The following is a 19,629-nucleotide window of genomic DNA, read 5'->3' on the forward strand; positions in this document are numbered from 1 at the left end:
CGTACATCTGCTTTCTGAATGATTCTATTTCTTCGGAAGGTATATTCCCATCCGTATCCGGTAATTTTTCCGGCTTGATATTTTTCGTGTTCATCAGAGAAAACACACCTCCTTGAAGATATCGCTTTCGCCACACATATATGATGACACGACTGTATCCAGTCTCTTCTGATACTAATTTTACACTCTCTCCATTTTCAAAACAACGACGAAGTACTTTCAATTTAAACTCCGCTGGAGGGTTTCTGGGATGTTCGGTGGTGTTTTTAAGATTCAGCTTCTTTCGTTTTTCTTTTGTTTTTCCCTCGTTACGAATCCAGTTATATAGGTGTTTTCTGCTGGGGTAACCAAGTTGACGCACTGTATCTGTAACAGATCCTATCTGATGATAAATGCGTAGCGCCTTTGCCCTCTGTTCTTTTGAATACATTAATGACTCCTTTCAGAGCCATAATATGTGTCCAGGTTTTTGTCCGCACCCCCAGCGTATTAAAAAGTCTGTAAATTAAAGAATAAATTAGCCTCTTGTGGTAGTGATATTTAACATCTTTACTGGATAACCAGTAAGGAGGGTACATATCAATTTTGAAGTGCACCCCAAAAGTTAGACACAAACTAATTTTTGAAGGTGTACTTTTTATGAGCAAATATTCGTATGAAGAAAAACTAGAAGCTGTTTTAAGAGTTATCGAAGAAGGTATGAGTTACAAGGCTAGTGCAAAAGTCCTAGGGACTGCCCAGGGACACGTACAAAGATGGGTTAGCCGTTATGAAAAATATGGTCCTGAAGGATTGCTATTGCACATAGGTAAGCTTATTTCATTTATCATTTTATAGCAAAATATGATGGTATAAAGAGAGTTTCAGAAGTCATCTGAATTTTAGAATCATGTGTATAAGCATTAAATTTAATTATATATTTTTAGTCTATTAAATAAAACCCTTTTATTATGGCTTATTAAATGTTATAAATTAAACAATAGTACATTTGTCAGAAGTTGGATTTAATGAGAAAGGAGCTCTTATGAAAAAGCATATTATTGGAAACAAGCGTATAATCGTTTTATTTATTGTACTAACTCTACTTTTTTCGTATTCCATTCCTATTTCAGCGGCAACAAATATTCCGGATAGGAAATCAATAGATTTAAGAAGCTTTTCAGTAGGAGATAAGGTTACAATATCTAATGATTTAGAAATATTAAAATCATTTGGGATAAAACCTGATTCAGTCAAATATAACAGCAACTCTACAACAGGCGAATTTACGTATACTACTAACATCTCTGGGAGTATTAATGATATTAGTTTGTTGAAAAGAAAGGATGGAAGTATTATCTTTGATGTTAAGGAAGGAGATATTGAGAATCATTTAGTTGTAGAACCAAATGGAGATATGTATTTAGATGGCAGAAAACTTGAAATATCTGATGTTTCTTCAGAAAACTTCAATGGTATTACGCCTAAAAGAGCTTCTTCATGGTCATCAAGACCACCAGCTGGTGTAAAGTCTTGGTCATATCATAGAACTGTTTCGAGAAAAAAAGTTTATTTAAATACAAAGGCTGGACAGGTGACTGCAGCGGCTATTGGAATCATACTAACTGGGGCTGGTTGGGTTGGTTATGTATATAACGCCGCATGCTTTGCACATTTAACAGGAGGATATAGTAGTTGCCTATCCTTTAAAAGCGTGAGATATGTAGGGAATCCACGGTATTTAAGAGCATATAGGTTAGATCAAACTCTTTATACCGAAGCAAATTTTAAAGGTAAATCAACATTTTACAGAACCTATGGTTATAATATTCCAAATGTTTAAAGGGGTATTTTATGATGGATAAAAAACAAAAAGATAGATTTATAATGATAATATTCGCTCAGTGTTTCTTGTTAATTGTACTTTTCATGAAGCAGAAATCATTATTTTTTTCTGTTGCAGTATTCCCTTTTATGACTATAGGAACTTGTTTTTGGGGGATTTTAGAAAAAAGAGAGTAGTTTGCTAAAATTGTTGGTCATCAAAGTTTTTAAGGGGCGAATTTTAGGGTCTGGTTTTAGGGTCTTATGAAATGTAAATGGATTGGGCAGTTTGCCCAATCCATTTTGCACGGGAAAACATTAGTAGTGGAGATATCAAGAAAAGTGCAGTCTCTAAACCCTCAAAATTGTTTTAAGCTGTCAGGGCTTCGTAGAGCACCATCCTTCTATATTCTGCCAGAGGAATCCCGCTTGGATTAGACGTATATATTCGCACCGTATTGTAGTAGGTGAATACATATTTGAGGATCCAGGACTTTGCTTCTAACATCTTCATTCTGTATGTCGGGATAAGATACAGAAGTTCTTTCTTCATGTTATCACGCATGATGAGCGATAGGATCTCCCCATTAAAGCAGTCGATGATCGGTGAAATGTACAGTTTCCCATCGATGCATTGAATCTGAGGTATATCTGTAAGTAGCTTGGTATATGGCTTATCTGTGGAGAAGTCCTGCCGGATCAGGTTTTCCTTCTCCTGAATCTCGGTTGTAGCTTTGGTCAGATCTTTAGGCCTGCGTTTTCGTTCATGGATTAGTCCCATTTTGAGTATGATCTGTCTGAGCTTGCGCATACCGACCTTTTGCCATCTTAGCGCAAGAGCCATCTGCATGCGGGGAACTCCATAGTTGTCATTGAATACGGACTCATCAATGATGTTCTGTATAACTTCCGAAAGAACCGCATCCTTTAGTATCTCATTGGCTCGCTTGGTTTCACACAGTTTGGCTTCAAGCTCCTGTATCCGACGGTCTTTCTCGTCAATAGGTTTACATTTGTAACCACTGCCTACAAAATATGAAGCACCTTGATACTTTCGGATATATCACCAATCAGCAAGTGTGTAATATGGAATGCAAGCTGCTCTGTAGCCTTTCTGACACCGATTTCGTCTGAAAGTTCGATGGCTTCCTGCTTGAATGAATTGTCGTATTGCATAGTCTCACCAATCCTTTCATTGCATTTCTTGCAAATCCACCTTTGTGATCCTGATTTATTCTTCCCATATTTTATACAAATATTTCCAAAAACAGGGCAAATAACATGCTTCATTTTATTATCCTCCTAGAATACTGTTTCTAAGGAAGATATAACCCCAATACACATTGAAATTTCAAGGGTTACAAGCATTTTCACCAACTCTTTTTGTCCACCCTGTATCTTCTTTCAAAAAAGATATAACCGCTGTATCCATTGAAATTTCAACGACTACAGCGGTTTTTACCAACTCTTTTTGTCCTATAACCCGAAATTCAAAACTGCTGACAAATGCGTTACGCATATGCCAGCAGTTTGTTTTATTACGTGAGTTCGCTCGCAATTATACTGATTCTATCACTATAATTTGGTCAAAACCGAACCAATAGCCCAAGCGCTATATTTATTAAATCTCGCGAACTTTGAGGATTCCTTCTCCAGCTAGTTCACCAGAAGCATCAGCAGGAACGAGAGCGATTGCAGCACCGTATTCTGTGCGGCTCTTGCCAACGCATATGTCGTCAACGCTTCCGTAAGCAGCCTTTACAGCAGCCTCAACATCAAGCTCACCCTTGAACAGGATGCAAACCTTCTTGAATCCTTCCTTTGCAGGGAGCTCTACTGCAGGGAAGTTAACTGAGTTTCTAATAGTTCCCTTCTCTAGGTAATCCATAAGCTCATCAACTGCCATAGCTGCACAGTTCTCTTCAGCTTCTGCTGTGGAAGCTCCGAGGTGTGGAGTTGCGATAACACCAGCTTTACCGATTAGCTCTTCGCTTGGAAGGTCAGTCATGTACTTTCTAATCTTTCCGGACTCAATTCCAGCAAGAATATCTTCAGTAACAACTAGGTCAGGTCTAGCAAAGTTGAGGATGATAACTCCGTCCTTCATGTTAGCGATAAGCTCCTTGTTAATCATGCCGATAGTATCAGGTAGTGAAGGAACGTGGATTGAGATATAATCACAAACCTTAACTAGCTCTGAAATATCTTCGTACATCTCGCATGGAGCTGTGAGAATAGGGTGAACTACTACAGAGTTTCCAACAATGTTCATACCGAGTGCGTGAGCTGCATTGGCAACCTTTGCTCCGATAGCGCCTAGACCGATTACTCCGAGAGTCTTTCCGGAAATCTCAGTTCCAGCGAACTGCTTTTTGCCTTTTTCAACCTGTGCAGAAACATCTCCTTCAAGAGTATTAGTCCAAGCAACACCTTCGCAGATGTTTCTTGCGCCCATAATCATAGCTGAAATAACCAGCTCCTTAACCGCATTGGAGTTTGCTCCAGGTGCATTGAACACTACGATGCCTTCGTCAGCACATCTGTCTAGAGGAATGTTGTTCACTCCTGCACCAGCTCTACCGATAGCCATCAAATTGTCGGAGAAATCCATTTCGTGCATCTTGAAGCTACGAACGACAACTCCGTGTGCTGTGTCTATATCTTCTGTCAACTCATATCTGTCTGTAAGTCTGCTAAGTCCTACCTGTGAAATGTTGTTGAGCGTACCGATATTAAACTTATCCATTCTTAAGTACCTCCTACTTGCCGCCAAGGTTATGTGGCGTGGTCAAAGTGTTGAAAATAATAATTCGCTTAATAGCCCATCTATCGTGTGATATGCGGCTTTATACTGCCGCAAGTGTTGAAAAATGCACTATTTACGATATTAAGTATAGCATTATTATTCTTTACATTCAATGTTGAAAGTGCTACAATTTTCATGTAAGTTTGAAACAAATTTGGAGGTATTTAAATGGCTACAAATGAACGTGTATTTAACTTCTCTGCAGGTCCTTCAACTCTTCCTGTAGAGGTATTAGAGAAAGCTGCTTCGGAGATGCTCAACTACGAAGGAACAGGACAGTCTGTAATGGAGATGAGCCACAGATCAGCTGAATACAAGCAGATCATCGAGGATGCTGAAAAGAACCTAAGAGAGCTCATGAACATTCCTGAAGATTACTATGTACTATTTTTACAGGGTGGTGGAACTCTCCAGTTCTCCATGGTTCCTATCAACCTACTAACTGGCAGCAAGAAGGCTGACTACCTAATCACTGGTAACTGGGCTAAAAAGGCTTATGAGGAAGCTACTAAGTTCGGTGATATTAAGATTCTTGCAAGTTCTGAGGAAGACAACTATTCATATATTCCTAAGTTTAAACCAGAGGATATCAGACCTGACGTAGACTACGTTCACGTATGCTATAACAACACTATCTTCGGAACACACTGCAATGAGGTTCCTGACGTAGGGGATCACCTACTAGTTGCAGATATGTCTTCTTGCATCCTTTCTGAAGAAGTAGATGTTACTAAGTTCGGTCTAATCTATGCCGGAGCTCAGAAGAACGTTGCTCCTGCTGGTGTTACAATCGTAATCGTTAGAAAGGACCTCGTAGGAAAGGCTCCTGCCAATACTCCAGTTTACCTAGATTATGCTACTCACGCTAAGAAGGGTTCGATGTACAACACACCTCCATGCTACCCAATCTACATGGCTGGCGAAGTGTTCAAGTATCTGCTAAGCCACGGAGGAGTTAAGGCTACTCACGAAAGTGACGTTGAGAAGGCTGACATTCTATATGGATACCTCGACAAGAGCGAGATGTTCAAACCATCTGTTGTTAAGGAAGACAGATCTCTCATGAATATCACTTTCGTAACTGGAGACCCTGAGCTAGATAAGAAATTTATCGCTGGAGCTAAGGAAAGAGGTATGATTAACCTCGCTGGTTACAGAACAGTTGGTGGAATGAGAGCGAGCACATACAATGCAATGCCTAAGGAAGGTGTTGAGGCTCTTGTTGCTTACATGGAAAAATTTGAGAATGAGAATAAATAACGAGATTGTTAATTCAAAAAAAATTAATAAAAGTCTTGTAAGAATTTTGGTGATCGTCATGGTGATGCTTCTGGTGTCATCATTGATGGTCACCATCAATATTAATACAAGCTTTGCCGCTTCTAAATCTAAGAAGAAGGCTAAAACCAAGACGAGCACCATTGCGGCCCCTGAGATAGAGGCGGAATCGGCGGTTGTTTTTTCGGCGTCTACGAGTGAAGTGGTTTACTCGTCGCGAAAAGACAGGAAGCTCCAGCCGGGGGGCACAGTGCAGCTCATGGTAGCCATGGTGGTTATCGATAACATGCACGATGATAAAGAATATAAGAACAATGTCCAAATCTCTGATGACATGTATGGAGCAGGCACGACTTTTCCATCAGGCTCAAGCGTCAAGGTTGAAGACCTCATGTACACCATGCTAATATCAGGGGATGCTGAATCTGCCAAGGCTTTGGCGATTTATTCAGCTGGTTCAGAGTCAAACTTTGTCGACCAGATGAACTCAAAGGCTCAACAGCTGGGACTAGTCAATACGAGATATACAAATTCAACTGGTGAGTACGACATAGATCAGTATTCTACAGTTGAGGATACAGCGAAAATCGCAAAGGCAGCGTATCAGTACGGTGTAATTAAGAGGATGTCTGGCGAGAATAGCCACACAGTAAAAGTAACTGATGGTGATGGCGATAAGAAGATTACAAACTCTCATCCACTTATGTCGGGCAGCGATTCTTACAAGGGGTTCAAGGGCGGAATGTACTCCAAACTTACGGAACCTGAAAGCAAAGAGGTCTTCCTCGCATACGTAACTCGTAATGATATGAACCTCGTAGTCGTGCTTTTTGGCGAAGCGGAAGGCAAGTCTTCGGGTGATGCAATTAAGCTGTTTAATTATGGATTTAAAAAGGCTACTCAGAAAGTCATAATCAAGAAGGATGTCAAGGTTGGCAGGGTTAAGGTAAAGCATGGTGCAAAAACTAGACTGAAAGCCTACACCGCTAGCAAAGGCTTCGTATATATCCCTCCAGAAGGAAGTGACTCTCTTATCAAGACTGAGTCGGTAATATTTAACAATGTGGAAGCACCTCTAAAAGCAGGTGATAAGGTTGGAGAATACCGAATCTACGTTGCAAATGAGCTTACTGGTACTGTAGACATCGTCATCAAGGAAGATGTCAAAGTTGGCTGGCTGCCGTCATACATTTACATTTCAAATATGATGACGGTTATAATATGCTTAATTCTATTCGTAATAATCATGCTATTTGTGCGTGCTAGAAATATTAGAAGGCGCAGGAAGAAAATGAGAGATAGAAAGCATAAGGAGAAAATTCGAGAGCTAGCTAGGCAGCGTCTTGAAATCGAAGAAGATAGAAGAAGGCGCAACTGGACTTACAAATAGACTGGAGATTATAGGGAAATCATTCAATGTTTAACATCGAAGAAGAACTAAAAAAATTACCCCTCTCGCCAGGAGTATATATGCATAAGGATAGCCTTGGTAACGTAATATACGTTGGCAAGGCTATTAAGTTAAGAAATCGTGTTTCTCAGTATTTCCACAAGTCATCACAGTACTCTCCTAAGGTGCGTGCTATGGTGGACAACATTGCGGAATTCGATTATATTACGTGCGCTACAGAGATGGAGGCACTCATTTTAGAGTGCAATCTCATCAAGAAGTACATGCCTAAATATAATATTCTTCTCAAGGATGGAAAGACATATCCATATATCGAAGTGACCACAAGCGAAGAATTCCCAAGAGTCATTAGGACTAGAGAAGTCAAGAGAGATGGCAATAAGTATTTCGGACCTTATTCGGATAGTGGGGCTGTTACGAAGATAATTAAACTCATTGATGAGATATATCCGATCAAGAAGTGTAAGACTAAGGAGTTTCCGGCAAACTTTCGACCATGTCTAAATTATCATATTGGAAAATGCAAGGGCATTTGCATAAATGCTACAGACAAGGCTGAGTATGAAGAGATGATAGACAGCATCCTCAAGATTCTGAATGGCAAGGATGCGAAGCTCATCAAGGAACTCAAGGAAAAAATGATGACTGCATCTGACAGGATGGAGTATGAAGAAGCTGCCAAATACAGGGATTATATAAATGCGTTTAAAACCCTCGGGGAGACTCAGAGAGCGACGATGGCTGCGGATAGAGACATCGACGTGCTGCTTCCTCTGGTAACGCAAAATAGCGAAATTATCGCTCAGTACAAAGTGCGTGAGGGTAAGCTTATCGGGCGAGAGATTCATTATATGGATGAATACAATTCAGATTTGAGCAGTACGAGGAGCGAGATGGTATCCGCGTTTATAAAGCAGCACTATACAGGAAGTGCCAAGCTGCCTAAGGAGATTTTGCTGACCGAGCACATAGAAGAGGAGGAGCTAATCATCGGACTCCTCGATAATACTAACGAAGAGAATTCTAAGGCTAAAAGTGACACCATGCATCGCACTAAGATAATAGTTCCCGAACGCGGTGAGAAGAAGGCGATCCTTGACCTCGCGATAAATGACTCGCTACAGGTTATTAAAGGTCTCGACGAGAGAGCTGAGCGCGATTCTGAGAAAAAAGATAAGCTGCGAGAAGAGATTACAAGGCTTATCAAAAGAGCGGCACAGATTGAGGGCGCGATTCCTTACATCATCGAAGATGGTGACGAGCGAGAGTATAGAGTTGAGGCCTACGATATCTCCAACATGAACGGACTCGATACTGTCGGAGCTATGGTCGTGTACGAGGGTGCAAAGCCGATAAGAAATGATTACCGTAAGTTCAAGATTAAGAGTGAAGATGCTGAAGGCGATGATTATGCATCGTTACAAGAGGTCATTTATAGGCGCTTAAAACGTGCAAAAGATGGTGATTCGGGATTCAGCACATATCCCGACATACTCTTTATAGACGGTGGACTCGGACAGGTTCATGCCGTGCAGAAGGTTGTTTCAGCACTTCGTATGTCAATTCCGGTAGTGGGGCTTGCAAAGAATGATGTTCATAGGACAAGAGCAATCGTATTTGGTGATGGATCAGAGATTGAACTCGAAGGAGAGCCATTCCTCTACAGCTACTGCGGCCGCATACAGGAAGAGGTTCACAGATTTGCTATTACGTTCCAGAGAGGAAGAAGAACTTCTGCAATGACGAAGTCAGTTCTTGAAGAGATTCCAGGGATTGGCCCGTCGAGGCGAAAGGAACTGCTGAAGCATTTCAAAGATATAGATTCTATTAAGCGAGCGAGCTACGAAGAACTGCTGGTCTGCGATACCATCAATAGTAAGGCTGCGGAGAGTATAATCGAATACTTTAGCAAGAAATAACGAAAATGCATTGATATATAAACTTATTAATGTTATATTAACCTAACACAGATAGAGAAAAGGAGAGTAACTATGTCTCAGGAAGAACGTAACATGATTGAAGAAGAAGAGGATATAATCACTCTAGAATTTGACGACGGAACTGCAGTTGATTGCGATGTTCTAGGAACATTCGAAGCTGACTCCAAGGAGTATATTGCTCTTGCCCCAATAGATGGAACTGACGATGTATACATCTATGGATATAAGGATATCGATGCTGATACATTTGATATCGTAGATATTGATGATGAGGAAGAGTTCAATACTGCTGTGAAGGCGTTCGAAGCAGCAATGGCAGAGGAAGACGAATAATATATTTGATAGATTATATCGCCGCGCTGATTTCGTCAGCGCGGTTTTACTGTGAGTATTTAATATTTACAATATACGGCAATTATTGTATAATATCGCTTGTCAATTTCAGTTAGAAACTGGATGAGCGGATGTGGCGGAATTGGCAGACGCGCACGGTTCAGGTCCGTGTGATGAACAGTCATGAGGGTTCGAGTCCCTCCATCCGCACCACATGGGCGAGGTTTATACAAAACCTCGCTTTTTTATTAAGGAGATGGAGATGGATAATAGAGCAATAGGTTTTTTTGATTCGGGGCTTGGTGGGCTTACTAGCGTGCCGGTTCTTAAGCGCGCTCTTCCAAATGAAAAAGTTCTCTACTTCGGAGATACCGCGAGAACTCCGTATGGCTCGAAGTCGCCAGACACTGTATGTAAGTTTTCGGCACAGATAGTCGATTATCTTGTGAGCAAGAATGTTAAGCTGATTGTAATCGCTTGTAATACCGTTACAGCTATGGCGCTTGATATGCTGAGGGAGAGACATCCTGAAGTGCCAATCGTTGGCGTAATCGATCCGACAGCAAGGCGTGTGGCAGCAGATGGGGTTGATAGCGTTGGAATCATCGGTACAAAGGTTACTATAGAGAGTGGGGTATATACTGAAAGCATTCATATTCTCAATCCGAAAATCAATACATATAGCCTAGCGTGTCCAGCGTTTGTACCGCTCATTGAAGAGGGCATCATCGATAACAAGATTATGGATCTCACTATCAAGTACTATATGGATGATTTCGTAAAGGTGAACAACATAGACAGTCTTATTCTCGGTTGTACGCATTATCCGCTTATTGCGAATAATATCAATAGGATATATCCTGACCTCAAATTATATAATTCTTCAGCAGAGGTTATCAGAGATGTAGTTACTATACTGACAGAAAAGGATATGTTGGCGGGCGAAAATGACTTTCCAGACAGATTCTATGCCAGTGACTTATCAGAAAACTTCTTGAGAATGACAGATACGTTGTTTGAAGGGTACGATACAAAAATAAAATTGAAGAAATTAGACAATTAATACCGCGAAAGCGGTATTTTTTATGTCAAAAGTGTGTAGATATGCTCAAAAGTGGGTGCCAAAGTGGCTCTCGCATTGACAAAATCAACGCTTTTATGTAAAATCAATTGATATTATGAAAAATGCCGTACTAGCGGCTATTGGGAGTTTATATGGAAACAGAGTTTAAATTTTGCATTGATGAAGCGTCTCTTGTTGACAAGATTCTAAGTGATTCTATGCTTGATGATTACGTTGATCGTAACACATTAGAAGAGATTGACATGGAGGCGATTTATTTCGACACAGAAGACCTTGACCTTCGCAAAGCAGGGATTGCCTATAGGGTAAGATACGAAAATGACCGTATCACAGCTACAGTGAAGTGGGATAATAAGGTTGAAGATGGTCTTCACTCGCGAGAAGAGTTCAATCTCGTTATCAACGATGAGAGGTTCGCAATGGATCCTGATATTGAAGCGTTTGAGTCAAGTGAGGCGTATGACGTTCTTATTAAAGCTGCTGGAAACAAAAAGCTTAATGAAGTTATGAGAATGGATTTCACGCGCAAGCTGCTCAAAATCGATACAGGTGATTCGATAAGCGCGCTGTCTTTTGACGTTGGTACCGTTCACGGAGAGTTCGGAGATGTTCCTATCTCAGAGATGGAGCTCGAGTGGTATCACGGAAGCGAAGATGACTTCAAATATATAGCATGCAAGCTGGCGGAGAAGTATAATCTCAAGGCTGAGAATATTTCCAAGCTGCAGAAGGGCTTTGCTGAATAATTACAGCGTAGCTCCATATACATCACATAATATCAACATTAATTATTTAAGAACCAAAATTTAGGAGGATATATAATGAACACTAACCTTATCTCAAAGGAAGAAAACATCGCTAAATTCACCCTCGTATTTACAGCTGATGAGTTTGAAGATGCGATTATAGATGCATACAAGAAGAACAAGGATAAGTTCTCGATTGACGGGTTCCGCAAGGGTAAAGCACCTAGAAAGATCATCGAGAACAACTACGGAGAGGACATCTTCTATGATGAGGCTCTAAATGATCTACTCAACAAGGCTTATCCAGAAGCAGTAGTAGAGCTGGATCTTGAGGTTGTTGCTAATCCACAGCTTGAGGTTGACGAGGTTAAGAAGGGCGAGGATATTACAGTTACTGCAACTGTACAGCTTTTCCCAGAAGTTGAGATTAAGAACTATAAGAACCTTGAAGTAACAAAAGTTGCTTCCGAGGTTACTGATACTGACATTGAGGCAGATCTTGAGAGAATCCAGAAGAGTCAGGCTAGACTTGAGACAGTAGAAGGTCGAAAGACTCAGGAAGGTGATACAGTAGTTATCGACTTCAATGGATCTATTGATGGGAAGCACTTTGATGGCGGAAAGGCTGAGAACTTTGAGCTTAAGCTAGGTTCTGGACAGTTCATCCCAGGATTTGAAGATCAGCTAATCGGTAAGGATGCTGGCGAGGAAGTAGACGTAAAGGTTACTTTCCCGGAGAACTACAACGCTAAGGATCTTGCAGGTAAGGATGCTCTATTTGAGACTAAGATTCATGAAATCAAGGTTGAGGTGCTCCCTGAGATCGATGATGAGCTTGCTAGCGATGTAAGCGAGTTTGAGACACTTGCAGAGCTCAAGGCTGACGTTAAGAAGAACCTAGAGAAGAACGCAAAGGATAGAGACGAAGCTCAGATGAAGAACGAGCTCCTAGATAAACTTTGCGAAGTTAATGAAGTAGATGTTCCTGCAGCAATGGTAGAGGACGAGATTGATAGAATGGTTAACGAGATGAATCAGCAGCTCACTTACCAGGGTCTATCTCTTGACCAGTACATGCAGCTTCTCGGACAGACAATTAGTGATGTAAGAGAGGGAGCAAGAGAGGATGCTAAGAAGAGAGTTGCTATGAGAATTCTCATCAGAGCAGTTGTTGCTAAGGAAAGCATCGAAGCTACAGAAGCTGAGCTTGAGGAAGAACTACAGAAGTTCGCTGATCAGTATGGTCAGTCAATCGAACAGGTTAAGAAGGTTATGGGCGAAGAAAACCTGAGATTCTTCGCAGAGGACGTAAAGACACGCAAGGCTATCGACTTCATGTTCGATAACGCTAAGCTTGTTGAGAAGAAGGAAGAGGCAGAGGCAGAGGAGAGCAAATAAGTTCCCTATGATACGATCTGCCATAAGGAGGAAGCATAGTGAGTTTAATACCTTACGTAGTTGAGCAGACAGGCGGCGGAGAGCGCAGCTATGATATCTATTCCAGATTGCTCAAAGATAGAATTATCTTTATTGATCAGGAGATAGATGATCACATAGCGAGCGTTGTCGTTGCACAGCTATTGTTTCTAGAAGCCGAGGACCCAGAGAAGGATATCAATATTTATATCAATTCACCGGGTGGCTCCGTAACGGCAGGTATGGGTATCTACGATACGATGAAGTACGTTAAGCCTGATATCGCAACGATTTGCTTTGGAATGGCGGCCAGCATGGGAGCAGTTCTCACGACAGCGGGTACAAAGGGTAAGCGTTTTGCGCTACCTAATGCCGAGATAATGATTCACCAGCCACTTGGCGGAGCTAAAGGACAGGCGTCAGATATCAAAATCCAAGCAGAGTGGATGCAGAAAACTAAGGACAAACTCAACAACATTCTTGCTGAGGCGACAGGTCAGCCTTATGAGACAATCCTAAGAGATACTGACCGCGACAATTTTATGTCCGCACCAGAAGCTGTTGAATACGGCTTGATAGATAAGGTCCTATCTAAGGAAGAGTTGAGCAGATAAAGGGGGGCAGAGTTGGAGAATAATCATAATCCGCATGAACTAGTGTGTTCCTTCTGCGGCAAGACAAGCTCTCAGGTTAGACGTATAATTGTAGGTCAGGATGCAAATATTTGTAATGAGTGCATTGAAATGTGTTCAGAACTACTCAAGGATGATGGGACTCCGAGAGAAGTGCAAGAGAGTTTGACTTCATTACCAACTCCTAAGGAGATTGCGGCAGAGTTAGGAGAGTATGTAATAGAGCAGGATGCTGCTAAAAAGAGCCTTGCTGTTGCTGTTTACAATCACTACAAGAGAATTAAATATCTAGAGAATAATGCAGCTGAGAAGAAAAAGGATACAGTTGAACTTCAGAAGAGTAATGTTCTGATGCTCGGTCCTACTGGTAGCGGCAAGACTTTGCTAGCCCAGACGATGGCACGCATCCTTGATGTTCCATTCGCAATCGTGGACGCTACATCATTGACTGAAGCGGGATATGTCGGCGAGGATGTCGAGAATATTCTGCTCAGACTATATCAAGCTGCTGATGGAGATTTAGAGAGAGCGCAGAAAGGGATTATCTATATCGATGAAATCGATAAGATTGCCCGTAAGTCTGAAAATACATCAATTACGAGAGATGTAAGCGGTGAAGGTGTTCAGCAGGCGTTACTCAAGATTATCGAAGGAACAGTTGCGAATGTACCACCTCAGGGTGGAAGAAAACACCCGATGCAGGAGTTCATTCACTTCGACACGAAAGATGTGCTATTCATATGTGGTGGAGCTTTTGCTGGACTTTCGACTATAATCAAACGTAGGCTTGGAAATAAGGTTATAGGCTTTAACTCTACAAATGACTCAGCTCAAGATATCGATGAGAAGGTGATTTTGTCACTAGTAGAACCAGAAGACCTGCTGAGGTTCGGAATTATTCCGGAGCTAATAGGAAGACTTCCTGTAATCGTTTCACTTGATGAACTAAGTGAAGAAGCTCTTAGCAAAATTATGAAGGAGCCACGCAATTCGCTTATCAAGCAGTATAAGACCATGCTTTCTATGGACGATATCGAGCTTGAAGTTGAAGACGAGGCTATTTCAGCCATTGCTAACAAGGCAATTGAACTTAAGACAGGTGCTAGAGGCCTGCGAGGGATATTTGAGAGCATAATGACGGATGTCATGTATGAATTGCCGTCAAGGGAAGATGTGCGTAAGTGCATCGTCACCAAGGAAACTGTCGAAGAGGGTACCATGCCTGTTCTTGTGATAGATTCTGATATTAAGGCAAAGGACGCATAAAATTTCAAATGATATCTCAAGGCGGCATTAATGTTTTGATGCCGTTTTGTGGTATAGGGACTTAAGGAGGGCGTATGAAAGTAAGAGTACCATTCATACCATTGAGGGGACAGACCTTCTTCCCAAATACAATAGTGGGATTTGATATTGGAAGAGATAAGTCGCTGAAATCGCTAGATGCGGCTATGAACGAGGACAAGTATCTCGTCGTAGCAACTCAGAGAGACATTTCTATAAATGCACCAAAAGAAGAAGATATCTTCATGACTGGTGTAGAAATTCGTGTAAAGCAAGTTGTAAAGCGCCATGAGGAATACGTGAGAGTGCTCGCAGAGTGCGGAAGCCGCGTTAAACTTTCGGCGGTGTATGACGAGGATGATACGCTTTATTGTGACTATGAAGTGGCTGATGCCGTTTCTGAAGAGAGTGATGAGCTTAATATTACCGCGCTAACAAGAGTACTTAAGCAGACTTACTTTAGATATGTTGAGATGAGCAATGCTGGAGAGGCAGCCGCTCGTGCTCTAATTGATGGAGTAGAGGATCCACTAGCACTTGCTTACATTATCGCTGGAGAACTTGATGTGCCGTTCGATGTGCTTCAGGGGCTTCTAGATCTCGATTCTGTAAATGACTTGATAGAACAGCTGGTTGAGACTATCTCGAGAGAGAATCAGGTTCTGGCACTCGCAAAGCGCATTAACAATAGAGTTATGCAGAACATGAATAAAGGCCAACGTGAGTATTATCTTCGTGAGCAACTCAATGTAATCAAAGAGGAGCTCGGAGAGAACGATGATGACACTGAGGATGAGGCTAACGAATGGCTAAATAAGCTCGATGAGCTCAAGCTCGACGAGAAGGTGGATGAAAAAATCCGCAAGGAGATAAATAAGTTCCGTAAGATGAACATGATGAGTCCCGATGCTAATGTCAGCAGAACCTATATAGAGACGATTCTTGAGCTTCCTTGGAACAAAGAGACCAAGGTCAATACAAACATCAAGAAAGCTGAAAAAACGCTTAATAACGAACATTATGGCCTAACGAAGGTCAAGGAGAGAATCCTAGAGCAGCTTGCCGTTATGCATCTTACAAAGGGTGCAAAAGGGCCTATAATCTGCCTCGTTGGTCCTCCGGGAGTCGGTAAGACTTCTATTGCTCGCTCGATTGCACATGCTACCAATAGAGAATTCGTGAGAATGTCACTCGGTGGTGTTAGAGACGAAGCAGAAATCAGAGGTCACAGACGAACTTACGTCGGAGCAATCCCGGGTAGAGTAATCAACAGCTTTATCGAAGCAGGGACGAACAATCCACTATTCTTGCTAGATGAGATTGACAAGATTGGGAATGATTTCAGGGGAGATCCTGCATCAGCACTGCTTGAGGTGCTGGATCCAGAGCAGAACAAGACATTTACGGACCACTATCTCGAGGTGCCGTTCGACCTGTCAAAGGCGATGTTTATCACCACTGCAAATACTACGCAGACGATTCCAAGACCGCTGCTCGACAGAATGGAAGTGATTGAGCTCTCGAGCTATATTGAGGAGGAAAAGGTCAATATCGCCGAGACTTATCTGATTCCTAAGCAGCTTAAGGAGCACGCGATAAGGAAGAGTCAGCTTGCCTTCTCTGAATCGGCTATACGTGATATTATCAACTACTACACTAGAGAGGCCGGTGTTCGTAATCTGGAGCGTGCAATCGGTTCAATTTGCCGTAAGGTTGCGAAGAATATCGTTACAGAGAAAAAGCACAAATACATGATTACTTCTAGAAACCTCGAAAAGTATCTGGGTAAAAGGATATTTAGAGAAGATCTCGATGATTTAAGCCCTCAGGTTGGTGTGACGACTGGTATGGCGTGGACAGCTGTCGGCGGAGTAACACTTGAAATTGAAACACTCAAGATGCCAGGAAGTGGAAAGCTCATATTGACTGGTCAGATGGGTGACGTGATGAAGGAGTCGGCTCAGGCTGCACTCGGCTATATCAGATCGGTGGCTTCGGAGTATGACATACCTGATAGCGTATTTAAGGAAAATGATATACAGGTTCATATACCTGAAGGCGCAACTCCTAAGGATGGTCCTTCTGCAGGTGTAACCATGTGCTCGGCGCTTTTCTCGACATTATCTGGCAATAAGGTTAGAAGAGACGTTGCTATGACGGGAGAAATTACGCTGAGAGGCAGAATCTTGCCTGTTGGCGGAATCAAGGAGAAGGTGCTTGCCGCATATAGACAGGGAATCAGAAAGATTCTGCTTCCTGACGATAACAAACGCGATGTAGAAGAAATACCAGCTTCCGTGCGCAAGAAGCTCAGATTTGTATTCCTTGAGACAGCAGAGGATGCATTTAAGGAGATAATGCTTGAGGATAAATCTGGTAAAAAAGAAACTGAAAGCAAATAAATAAAGAGGTTGAGAGATGCAGATAAATAAATCCGAGCTCGAGGCAGTAGCAGTCAAAGCTACACAGTATCCAGAGCCTGGTGTACCGGAGATTGCTTTTGCAGGTAGATCAAATGTAGGAAAGTCTTCGCTGTTGAATCTGATTACTAGGAGAAAGAATCTAGCAAGGGTTAGCGGTAGCCCAGGTAAAACGAGAACTATTAACTTTTATAGAGTGAATGACGAGTTTCGAATAGTTGACCTTCCAGGGTATGGGTATGCTAGAGTGTCAAAGTCTGAATCGGAGAAGTGGGGAGCTATGATGGAGGGATACCTCGAGAGTAGAAAAGGACTACTCAAGGTGATTCAGCTGGTAGATATCAGACATAATCCATCTGCACAGGATGTTCAGATGTATGAGTATCTCAAATACTACAACCTAGATGGTATTGTAGTGGCAACTAAGGCAGACAAAGTATCATCTAATCAGCGTAGCAAAAATATCTCCAAAATTCGCAAGACTTTGGGTATGAACAAGGATGATAAAATTATTCCGGTGAGTACACTCAAGCGAACAGGGCATGATGTTCTGTTGGGAGAAATCGAGCAACTGCTGGAAAACTACGAAAATTATGAAGAGGGCGACGATTAATTAAGAGCGGAGGAGAACGAATGACTAACATTAAGGCTTCGGAAAGCGGAATCTTTGGTAAGATTTTATACACAGAAGAGCAGATTAGAGCACGTGCAAAGGAGCTTGCTGAACAGATTTCAAAGGATTTTGAAGGTGAAGAGGTTATCGTGATAGGTGCACTTAAAGGTTCTGTACCTTGGATGTGCGACCTACTCAAGGAGTTGACTATTGACACTAGTATCGACTTCATCAAGGCGAGTAGCTACGGCTCAAGTACTACTAGCTCGGGCGTAGTTAAGATCAAGATGGATACCGACATGAACCTTTATCAGAAGAATGTTCTCATCATTGAGGACATCGTAGATACTGGAACGACTCTCACATTCCTACTTGAGAAGCTGAAGGAGAGAAACCCTAAGACTATCAAGGTTTGCACTATGTTAGATAAGCCATCACGTCGTACTACAGGTTTCGAGGCGGATTATATCGGATTTGCCGTTGATGACCTATTTATCATAGGATATGGACTTGACTTCGATCAGAAGTACAGAGGTCTTCCTTATATCAGCTACCTTCAGCCCGAGGATTAATCATTAATAACTTTAGTTTGAGTAACTATTATCGACTTATTTGGACCTGTTTATGCAGGTCCATTTACTTTTGTCTTTCTTTTTAATAGACTAGTCTTGTAAAGGAGGAGCTATGTATGAAAGAGTATCAATATCGAGTTGAGGGAGAGCGCAGTCTCCCGAGAGAAGTCTATTATCAGTGTGTGTGGATGATTCGCGATATGGAGAGATTGGAGAGAATCGTGGAGAGTTCTAATCAGGGTTCTGAAGAGGATCACAGGCTAGATGATGCAGTTGTCAAGCTGGACTGTCTTAAGAGAGCGCTAGAAGAAATTCCAGATTATTACAGGCAAGGTGTAGTCAGTAGTGTCAAGGTTAGAGGCGGTGGCTTCGATGATTTTGCCCATACAAATACATGGAAGAAATGGAAGATGCGATTCATGTATGCATTTGCAACCAATTTAGGTCTTTATTAGATGTATGTAAAAAAGTGTGCTGAAGGGAATTCTTTTAGTGATAGTATTTAACCGTATCTTATTTCTTACGCATGTGCGTGTGTAATATGAGAGCAACACATAATTCATAATTTGAAAAATCCCTCGTTTTTAAGTACAATTACGAGGGATTTTTATTATTTCTGCAAATTATGCAAATTTCAAGCTAAAAATCTAATGTTTTTTTGTGTTTTTTAAGTATTAATAGCAAGTTGTTTACTCAAATTGTGATAAAGTTATATTAGTAAAATGGAGGGTATTCAGGAATATTTATGGCTTACGATGAGATAACATTAGAGTCGGATATTGTATACAAAGGAAAGATTTTTGACATAAGAAGGGATAAGATTTTGGCAGTTAATGACAAGGTGTCATACAGGGACATCGTTGTGCATGGGGGAGCTGCCGTACTTATACCGATTACAGAAGATGGCAAAATTATTTTTGTAAAACAATGGCGACAAGCTCTCAAAAAGCAGATTGTTGAACTACCAGCTGGCAGGGTGGAGCCTGGAGAGTCGTTCGAAGATGCAGCAAAGCGTGAACTCAAAGAAGAGACGGGATATTCAGCGGGACGAGTGGTTAAGCTCTTTAGAATGGCGCCATGTGTTGGGTATTCTGAAGAGATACTAGAGTTTTATGTTTGTCATAATCTCAACCCAGGGAAAACCGATTTCGATGAGACAGAAGATATCGATATCGTTCAAATGACACCTGAAGAGGTCGTTAGACAGATAATGTCCGGGGATATTGAAGATGGCAAGACGGTTGCAGGTGTACTGTTTGCTAAGAATGCGGGGATTATCTAGACTAGGTGC

General features: G+C 41.6%; 20 protein-coding genes and 1 tRNA gene. 17 read left to right on the forward strand and 4 right to left on the reverse strand.

The annotated features are described in order from the left end of the window. Window positions 1-430: helix-turn-helix domain-containing protein (locus AXF17_RS04665; protein WP_237049000.1), on the reverse strand; the 430-nt coding region annotated here is incomplete at its 3' end. Between the two features lie 155 nt (window positions 431-585). On the opposite strand from AXF17_RS04665, the gene AXF17_RS04670 reads away from it, so the two are divergent. After that, window positions 586-837, forward strand: coding sequence for a helix-turn-helix domain-containing protein (locus tag AXF17_RS04670; RefSeq protein ID WP_094234026.1), 252 nt, complete (start codon window positions 586-588; stop codon window positions 835-837). Between the two features lie 187 nt (window positions 838-1,024). Beyond that, window positions 1,025-1,822 (forward strand): hypothetical protein, encoded by a 798-nt coding sequence (locus AXF17_RS04675; protein WP_094234027.1) that lies wholly within the window; start codon window positions 1,025-1,027, stop codon window positions 1,820-1,822. 351 nt (window positions 1,823-2,173) lie between these two features. Here the strand turns inward: AXF17_RS04675 and AXF17_RS09325 are convergent, their stop codons facing one another. From AXF17_RS09325 to AXF17_RS04690, 3 genes are all read right to left on the reverse strand, one after another. After that, on the reverse strand, window positions 2,174-2,653 hold the full coding sequence (locus tag AXF17_RS09325; protein ID WP_216858791.1) for a hypothetical protein: 480 nt from the start codon (window positions 2,651-2,653) through the stop codon (window positions 2,174-2,176). A gap of 176 nt (window positions 2,654-2,829) precedes the next feature. Beyond that, the gene (locus tag AXF17_RS04685) at window positions 2,830-3,093 is read right to left on the reverse strand and encodes a hypothetical protein (RefSeq protein WP_094234029.1); all 264 of its coding nucleotides are present in this window, start codon (window positions 3,091-3,093) and stop codon (window positions 2,830-2,832) included. Window positions 3,094-3,424: 331 nt separating this feature from the next. Continuing rightward, window positions 3,425-4,549, reverse strand: coding sequence for a 3-phosphoglycerate dehydrogenase (locus AXF17_RS04690; protein WP_094234030.1), 1,125 nt, complete (start codon window positions 4,547-4,549; stop codon window positions 3,425-3,427). 228 nt (window positions 4,550-4,777) lie between these two features. Here AXF17_RS04690 and serC point away from each other — a divergent pair, with 228 nt between their 5' ends. The 15 genes from serC to AXF17_RS04765 all read left to right on the forward strand — a co-directional run bounded on the left by serC (window position 4,778) and on the right by AXF17_RS04765 (window position 19,620). Continuing rightward, window positions 4,778-5,869 carry a 3-phosphoserine/phosphohydroxythreonine transaminase gene (gene serC / locus AXF17_RS04695; protein WP_094234031.1) on the forward strand — a complete coding sequence of 364 codons (1,092 nt, stop codon included), beginning with the start codon at window positions 4,778-4,780 and terminating at the stop codon, window positions 5,867-5,869. Next, window positions 5,856-7,277 carry a D-alanyl-D-alanine carboxypeptidase family protein gene (locus AXF17_RS04700; RefSeq protein WP_169711321.1) on the forward strand — a complete coding sequence of 474 codons (1,422 nt, stop codon included), beginning with the start codon at window positions 5,856-5,858 and terminating at the stop codon, window positions 7,275-7,277. The genes serC and AXF17_RS04700 overlap by 14 nt, the downstream gene beginning before the upstream one ends. A 26-nt stretch (window positions 7,278-7,303) precedes the next feature. Beyond that, complete coding sequence (uvrC, locus tag AXF17_RS04705; protein ID WP_094234033.1) at window positions 7,304-9,217, forward strand: excinuclease ABC subunit UvrC; 1,914 nt, start codon at window positions 7,304-7,306, stop codon at window positions 9,215-9,217. 72 nt (window positions 9,218-9,289) lie between these two features. Then, window positions 9,290-9,571 (forward strand): DUF1292 domain-containing protein, encoded by a 282-nt coding sequence (locus tag AXF17_RS04710; protein WP_094234034.1) that lies wholly within the window; start codon window positions 9,290-9,292, stop codon window positions 9,569-9,571. Window positions 9,572-9,698: 127 nt separating this feature from the next. Then, window positions 9,699-9,784: transfer RNA gene (locus AXF17_RS04715), tRNA-Leu, on the forward strand. A 49-nt stretch (window positions 9,785-9,833) separates the two neighbouring features. After that, window positions 9,834-10,634 carry a glutamate racemase gene (gene murI / locus AXF17_RS04720; RefSeq protein ID WP_094234035.1) on the forward strand — a complete coding sequence of 267 codons (801 nt, stop codon included), beginning with the start codon at window positions 9,834-9,836 and terminating at the stop codon, window positions 10,632-10,634. Window positions 10,635-10,786: 152 nt separating this feature from the next. After that, window positions 10,787-11,401 carry a CYTH domain-containing protein gene (locus tag AXF17_RS04725; RefSeq protein ID WP_094234036.1) on the forward strand — a complete coding sequence of 205 codons (615 nt, stop codon included), beginning with the start codon at window positions 10,787-10,789 and terminating at the stop codon, window positions 11,399-11,401. 75 nt (window positions 11,402-11,476) lie between these two features. Then, the gene (tig, locus tag AXF17_RS04730) at window positions 11,477-12,799 is read left to right on the forward strand and encodes a trigger factor (protein ID WP_094234037.1); all 1,323 of its coding nucleotides are present in this window, start codon (window positions 11,477-11,479) and stop codon (window positions 12,797-12,799) included. Between the two features lie 38 nt (window positions 12,800-12,837). After that, window positions 12,838-13,431 (forward strand): ATP-dependent Clp endopeptidase proteolytic subunit ClpP, encoded by a 594-nt coding sequence (gene clpP / locus AXF17_RS04735; protein ID WP_094234038.1) that lies wholly within the window; start codon window positions 12,838-12,840, stop codon window positions 13,429-13,431. 12 nt (window positions 13,432-13,443) lie between these two features. Next, entirely contained in the window at window positions 13,444-14,715 is a 1,272-nt protein-coding gene (gene clpX, locus AXF17_RS04740; protein WP_094234039.1) for an ATP-dependent Clp protease ATP-binding subunit ClpX, read from the forward strand. Between the two features lie 74 nt (window positions 14,716-14,789). Next, window positions 14,790-17,135 (forward strand): endopeptidase La, encoded by a 2,346-nt coding sequence (gene lon, locus AXF17_RS04745; RefSeq protein WP_094234040.1) that lies wholly within the window; start codon window positions 14,790-14,792, stop codon window positions 17,133-17,135. Window positions 17,136-17,151: 16 nt separating this feature from the next. Then, window positions 17,152-17,766, forward strand: a complete 615-nt coding sequence (gene yihA, locus AXF17_RS04750; protein WP_094234041.1) for a ribosome biogenesis GTP-binding protein YihA/YsxC — start codon at window positions 17,152-17,154, stop codon at window positions 17,764-17,766. Between the two features lie 20 nt (window positions 17,767-17,786). Continuing rightward, window positions 17,787-18,338: a hypoxanthine phosphoribosyltransferase gene (hpt, locus tag AXF17_RS04755; protein ID WP_094234042.1), complete on the forward strand. Its 552-nt coding sequence runs from the start codon at window positions 17,787-17,789 to the stop codon at window positions 18,336-18,338. A 116-nt stretch (window positions 18,339-18,454) separates the two neighbouring features. Beyond that, a complete protein-coding gene (locus AXF17_RS04760) occupies window positions 18,455-18,793 on the forward strand; it encodes a hypothetical protein (protein WP_094234043.1) in 339 nt (112 codons plus the stop codon). 290 nt (window positions 18,794-19,083) lie between these two features. Continuing rightward, window positions 19,084-19,620, forward strand: coding sequence for an NUDIX hydrolase (locus AXF17_RS04765; protein WP_094234044.1), 537 nt, complete (start codon window positions 19,084-19,086; stop codon window positions 19,618-19,620). Window positions 19,621-19,629: the final 9 nt, after the last annotated feature.

The organism is Mogibacterium pumilum (genome assembly GCF_002243385.1).
GTDB classification, from domain to species: domain Bacteria; phylum Bacillota; class Clostridia; order Peptostreptococcales; family Anaerovoracaceae; genus Mogibacterium; species Mogibacterium pumilum.